Annotated in this window: 21 protein-coding genes; 10 read left to right on the top strand and 11 right to left on the bottom strand. The window is 71.0% G+C overall.

From position 1 onward, the window contains the following. Positions 1–26: 26 nt before the first annotated feature. The 4 genes from IEZ13_RS13840 to IEZ13_RS13825 all read right to left on the bottom strand — a co-directional run bounded on the left by IEZ13_RS13840 (position 27) and on the right by IEZ13_RS13825 (position 2512). Positions 27–842 (bottom strand): PH domain-containing protein, encoded by an 816-nt coding sequence (locus IEZ13_RS13840; protein ID WP_183222565.1) that lies wholly within the window; start codon positions 840–842, stop codon positions 27–29. Positions 843–851: 9 nt separating this feature from the next. After that, on the bottom strand, positions 852–1010 hold the full coding sequence (locus IEZ13_RS13835) for a hypothetical protein (protein WP_173476757.1): 159 nt from the start codon (positions 1008–1010) through the stop codon (positions 852–854). A 128-nt stretch (positions 1011–1138) separates the two neighbouring features. Further along, entirely contained in the window at positions 1139–1801 is a 663-nt protein-coding gene (locus IEZ13_RS13830; protein WP_311733675.1) for a DUF6758 family protein, read from the bottom strand. Between the two features lie 78 nt (positions 1802–1879). Continuing rightward, on the bottom strand, positions 1880–2512 hold the full coding sequence (locus IEZ13_RS13825) for a TrmH family RNA methyltransferase (protein ID WP_183222563.1): 633 nt from the start codon (positions 2510–2512) through the stop codon (positions 1880–1882). A 452-nt stretch (positions 2513–2964) separates the two neighbouring features. Here IEZ13_RS13825 and trxA point away from each other — a divergent pair, with 452 nt between their 5' ends. The 4 genes from trxA (at position 2965) to IEZ13_RS13805 (ending at position 6586) form a co-directional block, all read left to right on the top strand. After that, positions 2965–3357, top strand: coding sequence for a thioredoxin (gene trxA / locus IEZ13_RS13820; RefSeq protein WP_183222562.1), 393 nt, complete (start codon positions 2965–2967; stop codon positions 3355–3357). A gap of 112 nt (positions 3358–3469) precedes the next feature. After that, entirely contained in the window at positions 3470–5404 is a 1935-nt protein-coding gene (locus IEZ13_RS13815) for an intein-containing Rv2578c family radical SAM protein (protein ID WP_183222561.1), read from the top strand. A gap of 76 nt (positions 5405–5480) precedes the next feature. Continuing rightward, positions 5481–5888, top strand: a complete 408-nt coding sequence (locus tag IEZ13_RS13810) for a CoA-binding protein (protein ID WP_183222560.1) — start codon at positions 5481–5483, stop codon at positions 5886–5888. Positions 5889–6025: 137 nt separating this feature from the next. Next, positions 6026–6586 carry a DUF4190 domain-containing protein gene (locus IEZ13_RS13805; protein WP_183222559.1) on the top strand — a complete coding sequence of 187 codons (561 nt, stop codon included), beginning with the start codon at positions 6026–6028 and terminating at the stop codon, positions 6584–6586. A 54-nt stretch (positions 6587–6640) separates the two neighbouring features. Here the strand turns inward: IEZ13_RS13805 and IEZ13_RS13800 are convergent, their stop codons facing one another. The 3 genes from IEZ13_RS13800 to IEZ13_RS13790 all read right to left on the bottom strand — a co-directional run bounded on the left by IEZ13_RS13800 (position 6641) and on the right by IEZ13_RS13790 (position 9378). Continuing rightward, positions 6641–7576: an SDR family NAD(P)-dependent oxidoreductase gene (locus IEZ13_RS13800; RefSeq protein WP_183222558.1), complete on the bottom strand. Its 936-nt coding sequence runs from the start codon at positions 7574–7576 to the stop codon at positions 6641–6643. 129 nt (positions 7577–7705) lie between these two features. Then, positions 7706–8329, bottom strand: a complete 624-nt coding sequence (locus tag IEZ13_RS13795) for a hypothetical protein (RefSeq protein WP_183222557.1) — start codon at positions 8327–8329, stop codon at positions 7706–7708. A 137-nt stretch (positions 8330–8466) separates the two neighbouring features. After that, positions 8467–9378 carry a DMT family transporter gene (locus IEZ13_RS13790; protein ID WP_183222556.1) on the bottom strand — a complete coding sequence of 304 codons (912 nt, stop codon included), beginning with the start codon at positions 9376–9378 and terminating at the stop codon, positions 8467–8469. Positions 9379–9511: 133 nt separating this feature from the next. On the opposite strand from IEZ13_RS13790, the gene IEZ13_RS13785 reads away from it, so the two are divergent. Both IEZ13_RS13785 and IEZ13_RS13780 read left to right on the top strand, forming a co-directional pair. Next, positions 9512–10210 (top strand): HAD family hydrolase, encoded by a 699-nt coding sequence (locus IEZ13_RS13785; RefSeq protein ID WP_183222555.1) that lies wholly within the window; start codon positions 9512–9514, stop codon positions 10208–10210. Positions 10211–10232: 22 nt separating this feature from the next. Beyond that, positions 10233–10802, top strand: coding sequence for a hypothetical protein (locus IEZ13_RS13780; RefSeq protein ID WP_229794675.1), 570 nt, complete (start codon positions 10233–10235; stop codon positions 10800–10802). Here IEZ13_RS13780 and IEZ13_RS13775 read toward each other — a convergent pair. Continuing rightward, a complete protein-coding gene (locus IEZ13_RS13775; RefSeq protein WP_183222554.1) occupies positions 10767–11642 on the bottom strand; it encodes a PhzF family phenazine biosynthesis protein in 876 nt (291 codons plus the stop codon). The two genes, IEZ13_RS13780 and IEZ13_RS13775, sit on opposite strands and share 36 nt — an antisense overlap. 33 nt (positions 11643–11675) lie before the next feature. Here IEZ13_RS13775 and IEZ13_RS13770 point away from each other — a divergent pair, with 33 nt between their 5' ends. From IEZ13_RS13770 to IEZ13_RS13760, 3 genes are read left to right on the top strand one after another with little or no spacing between them, the layout of a single operon-like run. Continuing rightward, the gene (locus IEZ13_RS13770; RefSeq protein WP_221245726.1) at positions 11676–12947 is read left to right on the top strand and encodes a magnesium transporter MgtE N-terminal domain-containing protein; all 1272 of its coding nucleotides are present in this window, start codon (positions 11676–11678) and stop codon (positions 12945–12947) included. A gap of 44 nt (positions 12948–12991) precedes the next feature. Next, complete coding sequence (locus tag IEZ13_RS13765) at positions 12992–13444, top strand: DUF1003 domain-containing protein (protein ID WP_183222761.1); 453 nt, start codon at positions 12992–12994, stop codon at positions 13442–13444. Between the two features lie 48 nt (positions 13445–13492). Beyond that, positions 13493–14638, top strand: a complete 1146-nt coding sequence (locus IEZ13_RS13760) for an Mrp/NBP35 family ATP-binding protein (protein WP_183222552.1) — start codon at positions 13493–13495, stop codon at positions 14636–14638. A 138-nt stretch (positions 14639–14776) separates the two neighbouring features. Here the strand turns inward: IEZ13_RS13760 and IEZ13_RS13755 are convergent, their stop codons facing one another. Together IEZ13_RS13755 and IEZ13_RS13750 are read right to left on the bottom strand one after the other, a co-directional pair. After that, entirely contained in the window at positions 14777–15193 is a 417-nt protein-coding gene (locus tag IEZ13_RS13755; protein ID WP_183222551.1) for a twin-arginine translocase TatA/TatE family subunit, read from the bottom strand. Positions 15194–15273: 80 nt separating this feature from the next. Next, on the bottom strand, positions 15274–16554 hold the full coding sequence (locus tag IEZ13_RS13750) for a S1C family serine protease (RefSeq protein ID WP_183222550.1): 1281 nt from the start codon (positions 16552–16554) through the stop codon (positions 15274–15276). Positions 16555–16846: 292 nt separating this feature from the next. Between IEZ13_RS13750 and IEZ13_RS13745 the strand changes: the two genes are divergently transcribed. Beyond that, a complete protein-coding gene (locus IEZ13_RS13745; protein ID WP_183222760.1) occupies positions 16847–17416 on the top strand; it encodes an O-methyltransferase in 570 nt (189 codons plus the stop codon). 93 nt (positions 17417–17509) lie between these two features. On the opposite strand, the gene IEZ13_RS13740 is transcribed toward IEZ13_RS13745, so the two are convergent. Further along, a complete protein-coding gene (locus tag IEZ13_RS13740; protein ID WP_183222759.1) occupies positions 17510–18832 on the bottom strand; it encodes a M17 family metallopeptidase in 1323 nt (440 codons plus the stop codon). Positions 18833–18856: the final 24 nt, after the last annotated feature.

Below are 18856 nucleotides of genomic sequence, written 5' to 3'. Positions count from 1 at the left end.
CTGTCACGCTACCGCCGGGCGGCCACTCAGGCGTCCTCTCCCTCGTCGTCCTTGCCGAGACGGGCCTCCACGGCCTGCGGCTCGTACATCTCCTCGACCACCCGCAGGTACAGCTCGTTGGGGTTGGGCAGGTGCTTGACCTCGCGCAACGCCTGGTCCTGGCCGGCCGACTCGAGGACGAACGTGCCGTAGCTGAGCATGCGCCCGAGAGCCGACTGTTCGTACTTCATATCGGTCACCCGCAGGAGGGGCATCATCGCCACCTTCCGGGTGACGATGCCGTTGACCACCATCACCCGCTTGTTGGTGAGGATGAACCTGTCGAAATACCAGTCGAAGACCTTCCAGGCCACCCAGCTGATCACGCCGAGCCAGACCAGCACGGCGACGGTGACCAGACCGTCGAGGTCCTCCTGGCGGGTCAGGAAGCCGGCCAGGTAGCCGAGTGCGAGCGTGGCGGCCACGCCGATGCCGAGCGGCTTGGAGAGGTGGATCCAGTGTCGCTTCCACTCGCCGCGGTAGCGCTCGGTGGGGAAGAGGTAGCGGGCGACCAATGTGGTCGGCTCATCCTCCAGGGGGAGGAAGCGGCGCGGTCCGCCACCACGGTCGAGCCCTTCCAGTTCCTCGGCGGTGAAGCTGGGCGCCTCGTACTCCTCCGGCTCGTCGTAGACGTCGGAGGGTGAGCGGCGCCGCCCGTACGCCGGATCGTCCTCATAGAGGTCGCCCTCGGCGTAGCCGGAGTCATCGTCGAAGGCCGGGTCGCGGTACCCGTAGCTCTCATCGTCATCCCGAGGGCGACGCGCGCCCTCGCCTCGCGGGTCGCGCGGCTCACCAGGATCCATGGAGAGATGCTATGCGACGAGGTCCGTGAAGAAAGTGCCGAAACCACGCGCGATGTCCGCGATCGTGCCTCCGAGTGACTCGAACACCGCCGCTGCCGAACTCGGGTTGAAGGCGATGAAGAAGATCAAGAATGCAATACCAAGCCAGGTGAGGACCTTCTTGACCATGGGGGCCTTCTCCTCCGGTGCGGGATACGTTCTGCGCCGCGGCAGTACTGACGGTATCAGCTTCGTCGCTTCGTGTGAACAAAGTGGCCAGAAAGTCGATTGCCATAGCCGCAGGTCACACCTAAGAGTCAGGCACGACCGTGCAGAAACGGCGACGGCGCTCCGAACACGAGCTCGGACGGCACCCCCTCGGAGAGGTCGTGCAGGACGACATGCTCCGCGAGTAGATAGCCCGCGCTCGCGGGCCACGCTACCGCATAGAGCCACATTCCTTTGGCCTCACTCACGTAGGCGCTTCGATCTTCCGGTGACTTGACACACCACAGTGGAGTGGGATGCCCGGCCGCCTTGATCTTCGCGTGTGGACCGGCGTGTCCACCCCGGTCGGCCAGCGCCTCGGAGAGCAGGTGACCCGGGTCGAGACCGGGGATGCCGGCGAACCTGGTGCCCAGACCGACACCGGGCTGCTCGGCGATCAGGGCGAGGTCCGCGGGCCCGCCGCCGAGCGGCTCGGGACCGCTGCACGTGAGCACGGTCGCCCGCACCCCGAAGCGGTCGTCGCCGGACCAGCCCACCCCGGTGACCATCCATCCGGAGGGCAGCGGCCAGGGGCACCAGAGCGGAATCCGCTCGGCGCTCGACGCGGACTCCCGCAGCACCGTTCCGACGATCTCCGCACTGATGTGCTCGGCCACGTGGAACGGCGGAACGTCGCCACAGTTGTCGCACCGCCAGTTGCTGTGCATCAGGTCCGGCTTCCGAACCTGTGCACCACATCTGGGGCAACTCACCGTGACACCCACACTCCATACCGTGCTGCCCGGGGAAGCCCCCGTCAAGCGAATCGGCAGAAGACGGGCCGATCCGAGTCAGGCCGGAGGCGGGCCGGCGTGCGCCCGGATCCACGCGTGCATGGCGATGCCGCTGGCCACACCGGCGTTGATCGAGCGGGTCGAGCCGTACTGGGCGATCGAGAAGAGCTGCGTGCAGGCCGCCCGCGCCGGGTCGGACAGGCCGGGGCCCTCCTGACCGAAGAGCAGGACGCAGCGGCGCGGCAGGGTGACCGTCTCCATCGGGCGCGAACCGGGCAGGTTGTCGATGCCGATCACCGGCAGGTCCTCGCCCGCCGCCCACGCCACGAAATCCTCGATCGCCGGGTGGTGCCGGACGTGCTGGTAGCGGTCGGTAACCATGGCGCCCCGCCGGTTCCACCGGCGCTGCCCGACGATGTGGACCTCGGCGGCCAGGAACGCGTTGGCGTTGCGCACCACGGTGCCGATGTTGAAGTCGTGCTGCCAGTTCTCGATCGCGACATGGAAGTCGTGGCGCCGGGTGTCCAGGTCCGCGACCACGGCCTCCCGGCTCCAGTACCGGTACCGGTCCACCACGTTGCGGCGGTCGCCCTGCTCGAGCAACTCCGGATCCCAGTGCTCACCGGCCGGCCGCTCACCCATCCAGGGACCGACTCCGACCTCGGTAAATATGTCCTCGCCCGCCGTCATGGGGCGATAGGCTACCGATTCCGCCGGGGGCGACTCACCCGGCAGGAGACGCAATGAGCGGCGGGGCCCTCCCCGGCACCCGCCGCCCACGCTCTGTTGGAAAAGAGTTTGCCTCACCGTCCGTATCCATGTGAAGGACTTTCAAATGTGAGGCAGCTCACATTTAAGTAACTTAACAGTTTATGGTCGCCATGGCACCGCTCCCACCAAGCCTTCGCGGGCTGGACAAACCACCCATCAAGACTTGATCAGGTACGGAAACGTCAACACAATCGTGTCAGCAACCAGACACCGAGCGCCTACTTTCGGTTACGATAGGGCGCCCATGGTCGTTTGACGGTCCGAAACCCGAGGGTGCTGTACGCCACGTGTGGCGGCGCACGACACGGGAATGATGGATGGGTGCCAGGAGTTCCACCCGACGAAAGCGATTTCCCGCAGACGGAGGCATCATGGCGACGGTTGCGCTGACCGCAGCGAACTTCGACGAGGTCACCAGTAAGGACGGCATCGTCCTGGTCGACTTCTGGGCCAGCTGGTGCGGGCCCTGCGTAAGCTTCGCGCCCACCTACGAGCGCTCCTCGGAGAAGCACCCGGAGATCACCTTCGGAAAGATCGACACCGAGGCCGAGCCGGCTCTGGCGCAGAAGTTCGACATCCGGTCCATCCCCACGATCATGGCGGTGCGCGACGGCATCGTCGTCTTCTCCCAGCCCGGCGCGCTCCCCGCGTCCGCACTGGAGAGCCTGATCGAGAAGGTCGCGGAGCTGGACATGGACGAGGTGCGCGAGCAGCTGGCCGCGCAGCGCAAGGCCAAGGACGCGACAGCCGCCGCACGCGGCTGACCCGCCCGACGAAAGAAGGCCCGCGAACCGGTTCGGTTCGCGGGCCTTCTTTCGTACGCTCGTTCAAGCAAGGTCATGGACAGGCTCTAGAACGTGTGTTCGAATACCTGCCATGCGATGGTCCCACCTGTCGGCTCAGCCCGGTGACGGCTCGCTCCCGGACAGGGCGGCGCCGGCGGCTCCACCCCTGCCGCTGGCGCTGCCCGGCGCCACCGTGCGCCGGTTCGACACTCCCGGGTTCGCCGGGATGACGTTCTACGAGATCCACGCGAAATCCCTGATCAACCGGGTTCCCGGCGCCTCGCGGGTGCCGTTCGAGTGGACCGTCAACCCCTATCGCGGCTGCTCGCACGCGTGCACGTACTGCCTGGCCGGTGACACCCCGATCCTGCTCGCCGACGGCTCCACCCGGCCGCTGGCACAGATCCGGCCCGGCGACGCGGTGATGGGCACGATGGGCGCCGGAGCACACCGGCGATGTGTGCCCACCACGGTCCTCGACCACTGGGAGACCAGCAAGCCGGCGTTCCGGGTGACCCTGGCCGACGGGACCCGTCTGGTGGCGAGCGGCGACCACCGCTTCCTCACCGACCGCGGCTGGCGGCACGTCAGCCCGGCCGAGCCGCACCAGCCGGCGCTCGCCGTCGGGGACCTGATGTTCGGGGTGGGCCACTTCGCCGAGCCGCCCAAGGAGTCGCCCGACTACCAGTCCGGGTTCGTCTGCGGCCTGATCCGGGGTGACGCGTCCGGGTCCGGGGTGGCGGTCGAGGGCGACGCCTGGGTGCGGGCCGACGCCTATCTGGACGACGTCTCCCTCACCGAGGCGGTGCGCTGGCCCGAGCTGCCCAGCAGCGACTGGTTCCGCGGCTTCCTGGCCGGCGCCTTCGGTGCGGTCGGGCGCACGGATCGGCTGGCCGTGGTTCTGGAGAGCACCGACGTCGGCTATCTGCGATGGATCGTGCACGCCCTGACCCATCTCGGCCTGGTGGCCCGGGGCCCGGGGCCGGTGCGGCCGGGCGCGACCGGCCGGGTGGAGACCGAGCGCCACCTCGACGCGGCGCTGCGCTTCCGGCACCTGACCGGCGCCTCGATGGGCCCCCTGGACGCCTCCGGGGTCGGGGTCCGCGGGGAGCGGCGGTTGGCCGTCGCCGACATCGAGGAGCTCGGGCTCACCCTGCCGCTCTTCGACATCTCCACCGGGACCGGCGACTTCATCGCCGACGGGGTGGTCAGTCACAACTGCTTCGCCCGGAAGACACACACCTATCTGGATCTCGACGCCGGCCACGACTTCGACAGCCGGGTCCTGGTGAAGGTGAACGCGGGTGAGCTGATCCGCCGGGAGCTGGCCGACCCGCGCTGGGCCGGGGCGCCGATCGCGATGGGCACCAACGTCGACGTCTACCAGCGGGCCGAGGGCCGCTACCGGCTCATGCCGAAGATCCTGGCGGCGTTGCGCGACCACGCCAACCCGTTCTCGATCCTCACCAAGGGCACCCTGATCCTGCGCGATCTCGACCTGCTCCGGCAGGCCGCCGAGGTGACCCGGGTGGGGCTGGCGGTCTCGGTCGGCTTCGTCGACGAGACGGTCTGGCGCTCCGCCGAGCCGGGCACGCCGAGCCCGGGCCGCCGGCTGGAGGTGGTCCGGCGGCTGACCGACGCCGGCTTCGCGGTCAACGTCCTGATGGCCCCGATCCTGCCCGGGCTCACCGACACCGACGAGTCGATCGACGAGACCGTGGCCGCGATCGCGGCGGCCGGGGCCGTCGGTGTGACGCCGCTGGCGCTGCATCTGCGCCCGGGCGCCCGCGAGTGGTTCGCGTCCTGGATCGGCCGGGAGCACCCGCACCTGCGGCCGCGCTACCGGGAGCTGTACGGCAACGGAAGCTACCTGCCCCGGGCCTACCAGGACGAGATCGCCGCCCGGGTGCGGATGGCGACCCGGCGGCACGGCCTGCACCGGCCGTCGGCTCCGGCCGCCGACCACCGGCCGGCCGGCGACGCGCCCGCGGCCCGCCCGGTCCACGACCAGCCCACCCTGCTGTGACACCCGGCCTGGGCGACGGTGCGGGGCCGGGGAAACCACCCAACCTCGTCCTACCGGACGTGGATAGAGTTCGGGTATGCGGAGCGCTCAGCAGATCCTGGCCGGGGCGAGTGTCATCGCGGTGGTGGGAGCATCCCGTGATCCCTACAAGCCGGCGCACACCATTCCGCTGCAGATGCTCCGGCACGGGTGGCGGATCATCCCGGTCAACCCGTTCGTCGACGAGCTGTTCGGCGTCCCGACCGTGCCCACCCTGGCCGAGATCGACGAGCCGATCGACCTGGTGAACGTGTTCCGTCCCGCCCGGGACGCCGTCGACGTGGTCCGGCAGGCCGTGGCCGTGAAGGCGCCCGCCGTCTGGTTGCAGAGCGGCATCGTCTCGACCGAGGCACGACGGATCGCCGAGGAGGCGGGGCTCGAGTATGTCGAGGACCGCTGTCTGGCCGTCGAGCGGGCGCTGGGCCAGCTCACCAGACGTCCCTGAACGGACGCCGCCGAAGCCCTTCCGGACTTGGCGTGACAGGCCAAAATGGGAGGCCATCGGGTTCCGCGCGGATGGAAGCCGGTCTCACACGCCTCCTCCCCGGCAGGTACGGTGCGAGGACTCAAGGAGGACCTCAGATGACCTATCCCCCGGCTGACGGCAACCAGGATCCATACCAGCCGCCGCAGCCTCCGGCCAACGACCCGACTCTGCAGTACCCGCCGCCATACACGCCTCCGACGAGTCCCGCGCCGTCCAGCGGACCCGGTTACTCGCCGACGCCGGGCTACAAGTCGGCGACGGACGGGGCGGGATATCCGCCCGCGGGGGCCGGATATCCGCCGCCGTCGGCCGGTTACGGTCCTCCGCCCGGCTACGGGCCGCCCGGCGCGCCCGGCTACGGTGCGCCCTACCCGCACTACGGCGCTCAGCGGCCCACCAACGGCCTGGCCATCGCGTCGCTGATCTGCTCGCTCGCCGGTCTCGTGACGTGCATCAGCGCGCCGGTCGGCGTGGTGCTGGGGCACATCGCGAAGAAGCAGATCCGGCAGACCGGCGAGGCCGGCGACGGGATGGCCACCGCGGGCCTGTGGGTCGGCTACATCCTCAGCGTGCTGAGCCTGATCGTGATCATCTTCTACGTGGTCGTGGTCGTCTGGGCGATCGCTGACGGCGCCGCGGGCAACACGACGTTCTGATCCGGCACGACACGGTGGACCGGTCCGGCGGACCGGTCCACCGCTGCGTACGGGTCAGCGGAACTGGGCCTCGCGGACGCTGTTGCCGCCGTCGACCACGAGCATCTGGCCGGTGATGTAGGACGCGGCCGGCGAGCAGAGGAAGCTGACCGCCGCGGCGACCTCGTCCGGGGTGCCCGGGCGGCCGATCGGGGTGCCCAGACCCTGCTTGATCTCGGTCACCGTCGAGGCGGCCGTGTAGATCGTGCCGGGGGCCACGCAGTTGACGTTGACCCCGTCGGCGACCAGCTCCATGGCCAGTGCCCGGGTCAGGCCGACCACACCGGCTTTGGCGGCCGCGTACGCCGCCTCGGTGGGCAGCGCGTTCACCGGGCCGGCGGTGGCGGCCAGGTTGACGATCCGGCCCCAGCCGCGCTCCGACATGCCGCCGACGAACGCCCGGCTGCACAGGAAGGCGGTGCTGAGGTTCCGGTCGATCTCGGCCTTCCACTCGTCGAAGGTGAGCTGAGCGACCGGCCGCAGCACCTCGGGGCTGGCCCGGCTCGCCAGGCCGGCGTTGTTGACCAGCACCTCGACGTCGCCGAGCTGGTCGGCGATCGCGTCGGCCAGGGCGCCGACCTCGGACTCGTCGGTGAGGTCGGCCACGAAGCCGGTCACGCCGAGCTCGGTGGCGCGTTCGTGGATGCGGCGGGTGGTGGACACGATCGCCACCCGGGCGCCGAGGTCACGCAGGCGGCGAGCCGTCGCGTACCCGATCCCGTCCGGGCTGCCGGCGCCCGTGACCAGGGCGACCTTCCCGTCCAGGCGGAGCGTCACCGGGGCGTCGCCGGAGGCCTCGATCTCCGCCTCGACGAGCTCCTGCATGTCGGTTCCGGTCGGGCGGTCGAGGGTTTCGCCGGGTGCGCCGGAGTTCGGTGGTCGGCCGTCGGCCGGGCGTGTGGTGTCGCGCCGGGACGGGCTGCCCCCGGTGGAACGGGCGTCGAAGACCATGCGGCGATCCTGCCTGCTCCGGCAGGCCGGGGCAAACATCGTGTCACTGTGGCGTCCCCCGGGACGACCGCCCCAGCATCGCATCCGCCCTGGTAGTGACGGCTTTCCGACAGGACCCGAAAAGATCAGTCACCGGATCCGGGGGGTGAGCGGGCGCACCGGGTTCTCCTCGACGAACACCAGGGGCGCGTCCGCTCCGTAGCGGGCCGGGAACTCCCGGCGGATCCGGTCGATGTCGCGGGTGCCGATCTCCACGCCCATGCCGTCGTGCCGGCTGCCCACGGTCACGATCCGGATGCCGCGGGAGTCCCAGTACGGCAGCTCGGCCACCACGCGGTCGTGCCAGTGGGTGAGCTCGGCGACGGCGTGCGCCGCGTCGCGCACCACGACGCAGGTGTCCTCGGCGCTCTCCCGGATGAAGTCGTCGAAAACCTCCGACGGTACGCGGTACACGATCGCCCGTACCCGAAGCTGATCGACCTCGAGCCCCGCGAAGCTGTCGGCGAACCGCTCACGCCCGCCGCGGTCGATCCGCTCGATGGCGGCGGCGAGCCGCTGCGGAGTGACCGGCATGCTCCGCCCGCCGACCGTGCTGAACTGCGCCGGACGGCTGAACTGGCAACCCGCCGTGCGCCAGCCCCCGGTCGGCCCGGACTGCTCCCGCGGGTCACCGCCATCGATCTCGCCACAGCCGGGCGCGGTCATGAGGAGCGCCCCGGCGAGCAGGAGCCGGACCAGCCGATCGCAATGCATCGCATCCCCCTTCACTATCGCGTTCCGGCCACCATCCGCCAGGGGCGGCCGCGGCCGCCGAGGGAGGAGGGGCTTCGGCGGGGCCAACGACCGAGCTTCAAGTACTGAATCGGATGAAGGTTGCAATCAGCCCATATTTAGCTGGAAAGAGATTCGGTACGGACCGCCCGGGCCGCGCCCACGAGAAACACCGCGACTCCGGTCAGCAGCAGCGCCAGCCCCGGCAGGGAGCCCGCCCGCGGCACCTGCCCGAGCCACCACCAGGCGAGAAGGGCCGCGCCCGGCACCTCCAGCAGGATCAGGACGCTGACCGTGGTGGCCGACGTGTGCTGGAGCGCGTAGTTGAACATCGAGTGCCCCAGCAACTGGGCGCCCGCCACGATGGCCAGGATCGCCGCCCAGGTGCGGCCGTCGTACCCGGTCAGGTCGACACCGAAGAGCAGGCAGACGGCGAGCAGCACGACGGCGCACGTGCCGTAACAGATCCAGGTGTACGTGGTGGTGCTCAGCCGGATCCGGGCCCGCTCGCCGAGGGCCGTGTAGACGGCCGCCGCGACCGCCCCGAGCAGTGCCAGCACGTCGGCGAGGACGGCCTGCCCGGACACCCCGACGTCGGCTCCGGTGGCCCAGGCGGCACCGGCCACCGCCAGCCCGATACCGGTCCACCCGGCCACCGACGGCCGCCGGCCCTGCACCGCCGCGATCAGGCCCTGCCAGACCGGCTGGGTGGCGACCAGCGCGGTCGCGGTGGCCACCGACCCGAGCTGCACGCTCGGCATCCAGGTCGCGAAGTGCAGGGCCAGCGCCAGGCCGGCGAGCACGCAGAGGATCCCGGCCGGGCCACCGGCGGCCCGGCGCACCTCGGCCCGGCGCGGACCGAGCGTGATCGGGGTGAGCACGAGCGCCGCGAGGCTGTTGCGCCAGAACGCGATGGCGAGGGCCGGCGCGGCCGCGAAGGCGATCAACGGGGCCGACGAGGAAACGGCCAGCACCGCCACGGTCAGTGCCAAGATCAGGCTCGCCGGTTGACCTGGTGAGCGCATATTCATCCCCGGCCGTCGCTTCTTGCGCGGTCGTCCTGGCGAGTTTTCCACTGTCTATTGGCGGACAGTGACGGAGTCGATACAGTCACCGGCGGTTCACTCCCTGTTTCCGCCCCCCATGTCCTGGAGGCCGATTCGCATGCCCGCCTACCGTGCGGTCGTGTTTGACTTCTTTGGCACTTTGACCCGGTCTGTCCAGCGCGGCCCCCAGCACGCCGCCATCGCCCGGTCGCTCGGCGCCGACCCGGATGCCGTGGTCGGCGTCCTGAACCGCACCTTCCGGGCCCGGGCCTGCGGCCGTTACGGCTCCGCCGAAGCCACCCTCCGCTGGGTGATCGAGCAGGCCGGTGGCCATCCGCACCCGGGTGCCATCCGCGCCGGGGTGCCGGCCCGGGTCGACGCGCTGCGCGCCGACACCCAGCTGCGGCCGGACGCGGTGAGCGCCCTCGATGCCGTCCGCCGGCGCGGGGTACGCACCGCGGTGGTCAGCGACTGCACCCACGAACTCCCCGCCTTCCTGCCCGGCCTGCCGGTCGCGCCGCTGCTGGACGCCCAGATCTACTCGGTCGAGATCGGCGTGTGCAAGCCCGACCCGGAGATCTACCTGGCCGCCTGCGACGCCCTCGGAGTCGCCCCGGAGGACTGCCTGTACGTCGGCGACGGCGGAAGCCACGAGCTGACCGGGGCGGCGGCGGTCGGCATGACACCGGTCCGGCTGGCCGCCCCCGACCTCGCCAACCATCTGGTCTTCGACGCGGACACCAACTTCGCGGGGCGTACGGTCCGGTCGCTCACCGAGGTCCTGACACTGCTCGACTCGGTGCCCGTACTGGTCTGACGCGGCGTGGGAGGATGGCTCGGTGAGCTCTGGCGTGCTGGAAGAGGCGATCAAGAAGGCCGCGATCGCCTGGATCTCGGTGGGTGACGGGCCGGCCTACGCGCTCTGGTGCATGCCGGTGGAGTCCTCGCTGGCCGTGGTGAGCGGGCCGGGTGAGCAGTTCGCGCCGGGGCTGGCCGAGGCTCAGCGGGCGACGGTGCGGCTCCGCGGCGACCACGGCGGCCTGATCGTGCAGGTCGAGGCCGAGGTGTCCCGGCTGGACCCGGGCTCCGCGGAGTGGGACGAGATCGCCCCGCAACTGGCCGGCAAGCGCCTCAACGCCTCCGGCACGGCCGAGGAGGTGGTGGCCCGCTGGGCGGCCGACGGCTGCGCGCTGGTCCGCCTCACCCCGGCCGCCGACGCGACGACCGGGGCCGCCGATCTCCCGGCCGAATCGCAGGCCGCGCCGCCCCGCGAGACCCCGGCCCGGGTCGAGACCCGCCGCCCCTTCCGCCTGCACCGGGTGAAGAAACCTGACCGGGCGGCTGACGCCGCACGGTCCACCGGGTCAGGCTCATTACCCGATGAAGGGTGGGACGGCTATCTCGCCTGAGGCGACCGGCCAGACGTGGCCGGTGACCGTGGCGGAGACGGCGGCGCCGCCGGAGGCCGTGACCGTGCACTCCAGGCGGGACGGGCGCTTCATCTCCACGCCCTGGTGGATGCGGTAGGACGAGACGCCCTCGCCGGGCACCCGGCCCGCCGCCACCAGCCACACGCCGAGGGCCAGCGCCGCCGAGCCGGTCGCCGGGTCCTCGGGAACGGCGCCGCCGGCCACGAAGACGCGGGCGTGCGCCTCGCCGTCCGCCCAGGAGAAGACGCTGATGTCGGTGACCCCGGCCCGTTCCGCCGCCGCCACGTCGACCCGGGCACGGGCGAGCGCTTCCCGGCGTACCGGAAGAAGCACCCAGTCCAGGCCGCACCCGGCGGAACGTGGGGCAGCGAGATCGTCACCGGCGTAGTCGGAGGCCGTCAGGCCGACCGCCGCGAGCAACGGCGCCGGATCGAGAGGCGCGCCGAGCCGGGGTTCGGCGCCGGTGAGCGTGGCCGTGCCCGCGGCCGTCACGGTGATCGGCAACAGGCCGGCGCCGCACTCCTGGATCACCGCACCGGCCCGGAACATGCCCCGGCGCATCGCGGTGACCGCCACCCCGACGGAGGGATGGCCGGCGAACGGGATCTCGCCCTCCGGGGTGAAGATGCGGGCCCGGTACGTGGCCCCGGGCGCCGACGGGGGCAGCGGGAACACCGTCTCGGAGAGGTTGAACTCCCGGGCCAGGGCCTGCATCTGGGCGGTCGCGAGCCGTGCGCCACCGAACACCACGGCGAGTGGATTTCCGGCGAACGGCCGATCAGTGAACACGTCGACGATCTCGTACGCCAAGGTGGACATGTCCGGACCCTAACCTAGGCTGGGGTCGTGACCATGGGGACGCGGATTTATCTGGCTCGCCTCGCCGGCCTGCCGGTGTTCGACCCCAACGGCGACCGGGTGGGGCGGGTCCGCGACGCGGTCGTCCGCCTGCGCACCACCAACCGACCGCCGCAGATCGTCGGCCTGGTCGCCGAGATGGCGCTGCGGCGGCGCATCTTCCTGCCGATCGGCCGGGTCACCAGCATGGACGCGGAGGCGGTGGTGCTCAGCACGGGCACCCTCAACCTGCGCCGGTTCGAGAAGCGGCCGAACGAGCTGCTGATCCTTGAGGATCTGCTGGACCGCCGGGTGACCGTGGTGCCGGAGCACGGTGAGGGCCCCGTCCACCACGGGATCGTGGTCGACGTCGGGATGGACCTGAACCGGAACACCGAGTGGATCGTCACGCGGATCGCGGTCCGGGAGCTGACCGGGCGGCTGGCCCGGCGCGGGCACGTCTACCAGGCCGAGTACGACCGGGTCCGTGGCCTGGTCGGCCCCACCGACACCCAGGGGACCGCGAACCTGATGGCCGTGCTGGACCAGATGCGCCCCGCCGACATGGCGAACGCGCTGCAACACCTGCCGGACGCCCGCCGCAACGAGGTGGCCGCCGCCCTGGACGACCGGCGGCTGGCCGACGTGTTGGAGGAGCTGCCCGAGCACGACCAGGTGGAGATCCTGGTCGCGCTGGAGCGGGAACGAGCCGCCGACGTGCTCGAGCGGATGGACCCGGACGACGCGGCCGACCTGCTCGCCGAACTGCCGCACACCGAGCAGACGGTGCTGCTCGACCTCATGGAGCCGGAGGAGGCCGCACCGGTCCGGCAGCTGATGAGCTACCAGGCGGGCACCGCGGGCAGTGTGATGACCTCGGAGCCGGTGATCCTCACCCCGGACGCCACGGTCGCCGAGGCGCTCGCCCGGATCCGCAACGCCGAACTGTCACCGGTGGTCGCCGCGCAGGTTTTCGTGGCCCGGGCGCCGATGGCCACGCCGACGGGTAAGTACCTGGGCGTGGTGCACTTCCAGCGACTGCTGCGGGAGCCGCCGGCCGCGATCGTGGGCGGGCTGGTGGACAGCGGCATCGAGCCGTTACGGACCGAGACCGGGCTGGCCGAGATCACCCGGCGGATGGCGACGTACGACCTGGTGGCCATGCCGGTGGTGGACTCGACGTACCGGCTGCTCGGCGCGGTGACCGTCGACGACGTGCTGGACCACCTGCTGCCGCGCGACTGGCGGGAACACGACGCGCACGTGGACGAGCAGGTGATCCCGTGAGCGACAACAGGCGGGGGCTGGACCGGCCACGCGACCCGGGGCGGATGCAGTTGCCCCGGTTCGACCCGGAGGCGTTCGGCCGCTGGTCGGAGAGCATCGCGCGGTACATGGGCACGGCGAAGTTCATCGTCTACATGACGGTGGTGATCGCCGCCTGGTTCGCGTGGAACACGCTGGCGCCGGATGATCTGCGCTTCGACCCGTACACGTTCACCTTCCTCACCCTGATCCTGTCGCTCCAGGCGTCGTACGCCGCGCCGTTGATCCTCCTGGCGCAGAACCGGCAGGCCGACCGCGACCGGCTCGCCATGGAGGAGGACCGGCGGCGGGCGGCGATGCAGAAGGCGGACACCGAGTTCCTGGCCCGCGAGATCGCCGCGCTGCGGATCGCCCTGGGTGACGTCGCGACCCGGGACTTCCTGCGGTCGGAGCTGAGCCGTCTCGCGGACGAGCTCGACGAGGCCGCGATGCGCCGTGAGAAGCGCCGTATGGAGTGAGTCTCACCTCAGGAAGAGCGGCTCTGACCTCGACGTAGCATGGGCTGCATGTCCGCTCCCGCCAACACGCTCGAGGACGCGATCCAGGCCGCTCTGGCGACCGTGGACGACCCCGAGATCCGCCGCCCGATCACCGACCTCGGCATGGTCTCGGGCTTCACCGTGAGCGACGGCCTGGTCAAGGTCGATCTGCTGCTCACCGTCGCCGGCTGCCCGCTGCGGGACAAGCTGAACAACGACATCACCGCCGCCCTCACGAAGATCCCCGGCATCGACCGGGTCGAGATCAATTTCGGGGTGATGACCGACGAGCAGCGCAAGGCGCTGCAGACCACGCTGCGTGGTGGTGGCGCTTCGGAGGAACCGGTCATTCCCTTCGCTCAGCCGGGCTCCCGGACCCGGGTGTACGCGGTCGCCAGTGGAAAGGGCGGCGTCGGCAAGTCGAGCGTCACCGTGAACCTGGCCGCGGCCCTGGCCAAGCGGGGCCTGTCGGTCGGCGTGATCGACGCGGACATCTACGGCCACTCGGTGCCGCGGATGCTCGGTGTGGAGAGCCGCCCGACCCGGGTCGAGGAAATGATCATGCCGCCGCAGTCGCACGGTGTGAAGGTCATCTCGATCGGCATGTTCACCTCCGGCAACGCCGCGGTGGTCTGGCGTGGCCCGATGCTGCACCGCGCCCTGCAGCAGTTCCTCGCCGACGTCTACTGGGGCGACCTGGACGTGCTGCTGCTCGACCTGCCGCCGGGCACCGGTGACGTGGCCATCTCGCTGGCCCAGCTCCTGCCGAACGCGGAGATCCTGGTCGTCACCACCCCGCAGATGGCCGCCGCCGAGGTGGCCGAGCGGGCCGGGGCGATCGCCCTGCAGACCCATCAGCGCCTGGTCGGCGTGGTGGAGAACATGTCGTGGCTGGAGCTGCCGGACGGCTCCCGCATGGAGGTCTTCGGCGCGGGCGGCGGCCAGACCGTGGCCGATTCGCTGAGCACCACCATCGGCGCCCGGGTCGAGCTGCTCGGTCAGATCCCGCTGGACACCCGGGTCCGTGAGGCCGGCGACGGCGGCACCCCGATCGTGCTGGCCGAGCCGGACGCCCCGGCCGCCAAGGCCCTCGACGGCGTGGCCGACAAGCTGGCCGTCCGCCGCGAGTCCCTGGTCGGCAAGCCCTTGGGCCTCATGGTCAACACAAAATAACTGGCTCCGCTTCGCTCCGCGGCAATTCGCCTTGTAACCGCTGAGACGGCAGGCGGTTTTCCGCCACCCGCAAACCCCGCGGGCGTCGCAAAACCGCTTGCCATCTCACCGGCGGCGAATTGCGGGCGGGGCTAGACCTCAGGTCGCGTCGAGGTCGTAACGCTGCTGCGCCGGTCGAGGAGCCTCGGCCGGCGCGGTCGTTTTCGGGGTGCTCTTGAAGTCGGCCGCCGAGGCGACGTCGGAGAGCTCCGACTTGACCCCGTTGAGGTCCTGCTTCACGTCGTCGAAGAGGCTCTGCAACGGCTTGCGCAGCGCCTGTTCGTCCTCCTCGCTGAGCAGGTGCTTGCGGATGAACGCCTTCGGGTGCAGGTCCTCGAGCTGGATGTCGGTGCCCAGCTCACGGCTCAGGTCAGCGGTCGCGCCCTGAGCCATGTTGCGCAGCCCGCGCAGCATCTTCAGACCGTCCCCGAGCACCTTGGGCAGGCGCTCACCGAAGATCAACAGCGCGAGCATGAGCAGCGCGCCGATCTCCCACCAGTTCAGATTCTCGAACACGTCCGGCCTCCCCAGCGTCCCGCGCCAAGACTACGCACGCTCCCTGTGCAAGCACAGCCCACCCGGATGGGACCTGACTGTCAGTTGGTGTCCGCGGCGAGGGTCACCGAGACCGACGCGGTCTTGGTGCCGCGGCGGTACTCGACCGCGACCGTGGAACCGGGCGCGTACTTGCGGACCAGCGCGATCAGGTCGGTGCCCTCCTCGAGCGGATGCCCGTCGAGCTTGGTGATGACGTCGCCGGCACGCAGACCGGCCGTCGCCGCCGGGCCGGCCGACTCCACCCCGCGCAGCCGGGCGCCGGCCACCGTCTCCCCGGTGATCACCTCGGCGCCGATGACCGTCCGCCGGGCCTTCCCAGTGTCGATGATGTCCTCGGCCACCCGTTTGGCCTGATTGATCGGGATGGCGAAGGCGAGGCCGATGTTGCCGGCCTCGGTGTCGGCGCCACCGACCGAGCGGATCACCGAGTTGACCCCGACCACCTGGCCGCCCGCGTTGACCAGCGGCCCGCCGGAGTTGCCCTGGTTGACCGCGGCGTCGGTCTGGATGGCCGCGTAGTAGCGGGTGGTGCCACCCTCGCCGGCCTGGATGGGCCGGTCCAGGGCGCTCACGATGCCCTGGGTGACCGTGTTGACGAGCGCGAGGGGCGAACCGAAGGCGAGCACCGGGTCCCCGACCGCGATGTCGTCGGAGTTGCCGAGCGAGACCGGCGTGAGGCCGCTCTTTGCGACTTTGATCACTGCGACATCGGACTCCGGGTCGCGGCCGATCAGTTTCGCGGTGGCCGTGGAGCCGTCGTGGAAGGAGACCGACAAGCTCTCGTCGGCGCCCTCGACCACGTGGTCGTTGGTGATCACGTAACCGTCCGTGGACACCACGAAACCGGAGCCGATCGCCCCGCTGACCCGGACCGTGACGACGCTCGGCATGACCCGCTCGGCCACTCCGGCGAGGGACTCGGGTGCACGCTGCGTATTTTCCGGGATCTGCCCGCCGGACGCGCCGAGCTGGGTCCCGCCGCTCGCGGCATACCCGCCGCGAACCGCGAAGACGAACCCGAGCGTGCCGCCGATGCCACCCGCCAGCAGGGCGGTGACCAGGCAGATCACGATGATCGGCGCCCATGATCGGCGGGGCGCGTCGGGATCGGAGACCGGCTCCGGGGCCCCTCCGCCGGCCAATGGGGTGGGCAGGACCACCGCTGACGGAGCGTACGGATCACGCCACGGGTCGGTCGTCGTGCCGGACCACCAGGGCGAGTCTGGCTCGGGCCCGGAGGACCGGCCGGGAGTCGTGGACTGCGGGGCGCCGTGGGCAGGCGGCGTCGGTGGCCGGCGCCAGTTCCAGCCGTCGGTCACGTCGGTGCCTCCATCCGCTCGCCCGGATCCGCGCTCTCCAGGATGACACGTATCCGCCGGTACCCACCTTGCCACGGGTCCGCCCGAGCCGGGTGACCCCCTTTATCCATCGACGGCGCAGTGCGTCACCGGAGAACATCGCTCTACTCTCTTATCCGATGTGCGTGGTTCCGCCGCGGGCATCACAAACGCTCGTACGGAGGTCGTCATCATCGGTCCCGCTCGTTCATTCGGTCAGCCGGCGGCGCAATCGACGCCGTTCGCCGAGACCTACGCCACCGAGGACCCGGTCCTGCAGACCGCGCGTGCCCTGGCACACGAGCTCGGCCTGCCCTGTGTCTCCCCCGGCGCCGGCTCCGTGCTGCGCCTGCTGGCCGCGGCGGGCAGCGCCAAGGCGGTGGTCGAGATCGGCACCGGTACGGGCGTGAGCGGCATCTGGCTGCTCCGTGGCATGCGCCCGGACGGGGTGCTCACCACCATCGACGTCGAGCACGAGCACCAGCGGATCGCCCGGCGGATCTTCCTGGAGGCGGGGTACGCGTCCTCCCGTACCCGGATCATCAGCGGCCGTGCCCTGAACGTGCTGCCCCGGCTGGCCGACGGCGTCTACGACCTGATCTTCGTGGACGCCGACACCACCGAGTTCGCCGCCTGCACCGAGGCCGCCCTGCGCCTGCTCCGGCCGGGCGGGGTGCTGATCGTGAACGGGGCGCACGCGGGCGGGCGGATCAGCGACCCGTCCGCCCGGGACGTGGACACCCTGACCATCCGGGAGACGGTCAAGGCGATCCGTGAGTCCGAGGACTGGATCCCCGCGGTGATCCCGTCAGGCGCCGGTCTTCTGACCGCCGTCAAGCGCTGACAGGTAGCGCAGCCGGGATACGCCCGTTGCTGGCGAGGGCTCCGAAAACGACCACGGCTTCGCCTAGCCGTTTTCGGAGCCCTCGCCAGCAACTCAAAAGGGCGTATCCCCGCCGAGCGAAGCGAGGTAATAAAGCAATGTGCGGGCGCCCCAGCCGGTGGCGCCCTTGGTCAGTTCCGCATCGGCGGCCTCGGCCCAGCTCGGCGCGGACATGTCGAAGTGCGCCCAGCGGACCGGGCCGTAGAAGTCACGCAGGAACAGCGCGGCCGTGATCACGCCGGGTCCGGGGCCCGCGTTGATCCGGTCGGCGATGTCGCTGCTCTGGTGCTCGACGTAGTCGTCGGCGAGCGGCAGCCGCCACATCCGCTCGCCCGCCGCCTCGCCGGCCGCGGTCAGCGCCGTGACCAGCTCCTCGTCCGGGCTGATCAGGGCGGCCGTGCGCTTGCCGAGCGCCACGGCGTTCGCCCCGGTCAGGGTGGCCAGGTCGATCACCAGGTCCGGGCTGAGCTCGGCGGCCGCGTACGCCAGGGCGTCGGCCAGCACGAGACGGCCCTCGGCGTCGGAGTTCGTGTTCTCGGTGGTCGAGCCGTCGTAGTGGGTGATCACGTCGCCGGGACGGAAGGCGGCGCCGCCGATCGCGTTCTCGGCGAGCGGCACCAGCGTGGTGATCCGCACCGGCAGGTTCAGGTCGGCGGCCCCCAGGGTGGCGGCGACCACCGCGGCCGCGCCGCCCATGTCCTTCTTCATCAGCTTCATGCTGTCCCGCGGCTTGATCGAGATGCCGCCGGTGTCGAAGGTGATGCCCTTGCCGACCAGGACCACGTGGGTGGTGGCGCCGGGCGGCTGCCAGGACATCTCGACGAAGCGCGGCGGCGACACCGAACCGCCGCCGACGGCCAGCAGACCACCGAACCGCTCCAGCTCGTCGCCGGCCCGGACGGTTACGGTCAGGCCGGGACGGCGCGCGGCCTCGGCCACGATCTGGCCAGCGAACCACTCCGGGTTCTTCACCGACGACGGTGCGTTGGTCAGGTCCCGGGCGAGCCAGGTGGCCTCGGCGGTCACGGTCGCGGCCGCCAGGCTCTCCGCGTACGCCGAAGGGTCGTCGAGAACGAGCCGCACCTCGCCGGACCGGGGCGCCTTGACGGCATCGCGATAGCGATAGCCGCCCAGCCAGAGGCCCTCGGCCAGGCCGCGCAGCGCGCTCGGAGCGAGGTCCGCCGGAAGCAGCGCCTCCAGGATCTCGTCGTCGCCGGCCTCCCGCACGATCGCGGCGCCGGCCGCACGCCAGGCCGCCTCGTCCCCGGTGCCGACGCCGGCCAGCAGGACCCGGGACGGCTGCCGCAGCGGGCGCGGGAACACCGTGATCCGGCCCGCCGTATCGGCGCCCTCGGTCGCGGCGACCAGTGCGGACATCTCAGGATCCAGGCCGGGGCCGAC

It is taken from the genome of Actinoplanes campanulatus (genome assembly GCF_014647795.1).
Classification (GTDB): domain Bacteria; phylum Actinomycetota; class Actinomycetes; order Mycobacteriales; family Micromonosporaceae; genus Actinoplanes; species Actinoplanes campanulatus.
Note: the sequence above shows the minus strand (reverse complement) of the source record. Positions and strands in the feature narration are given on the sequence as shown.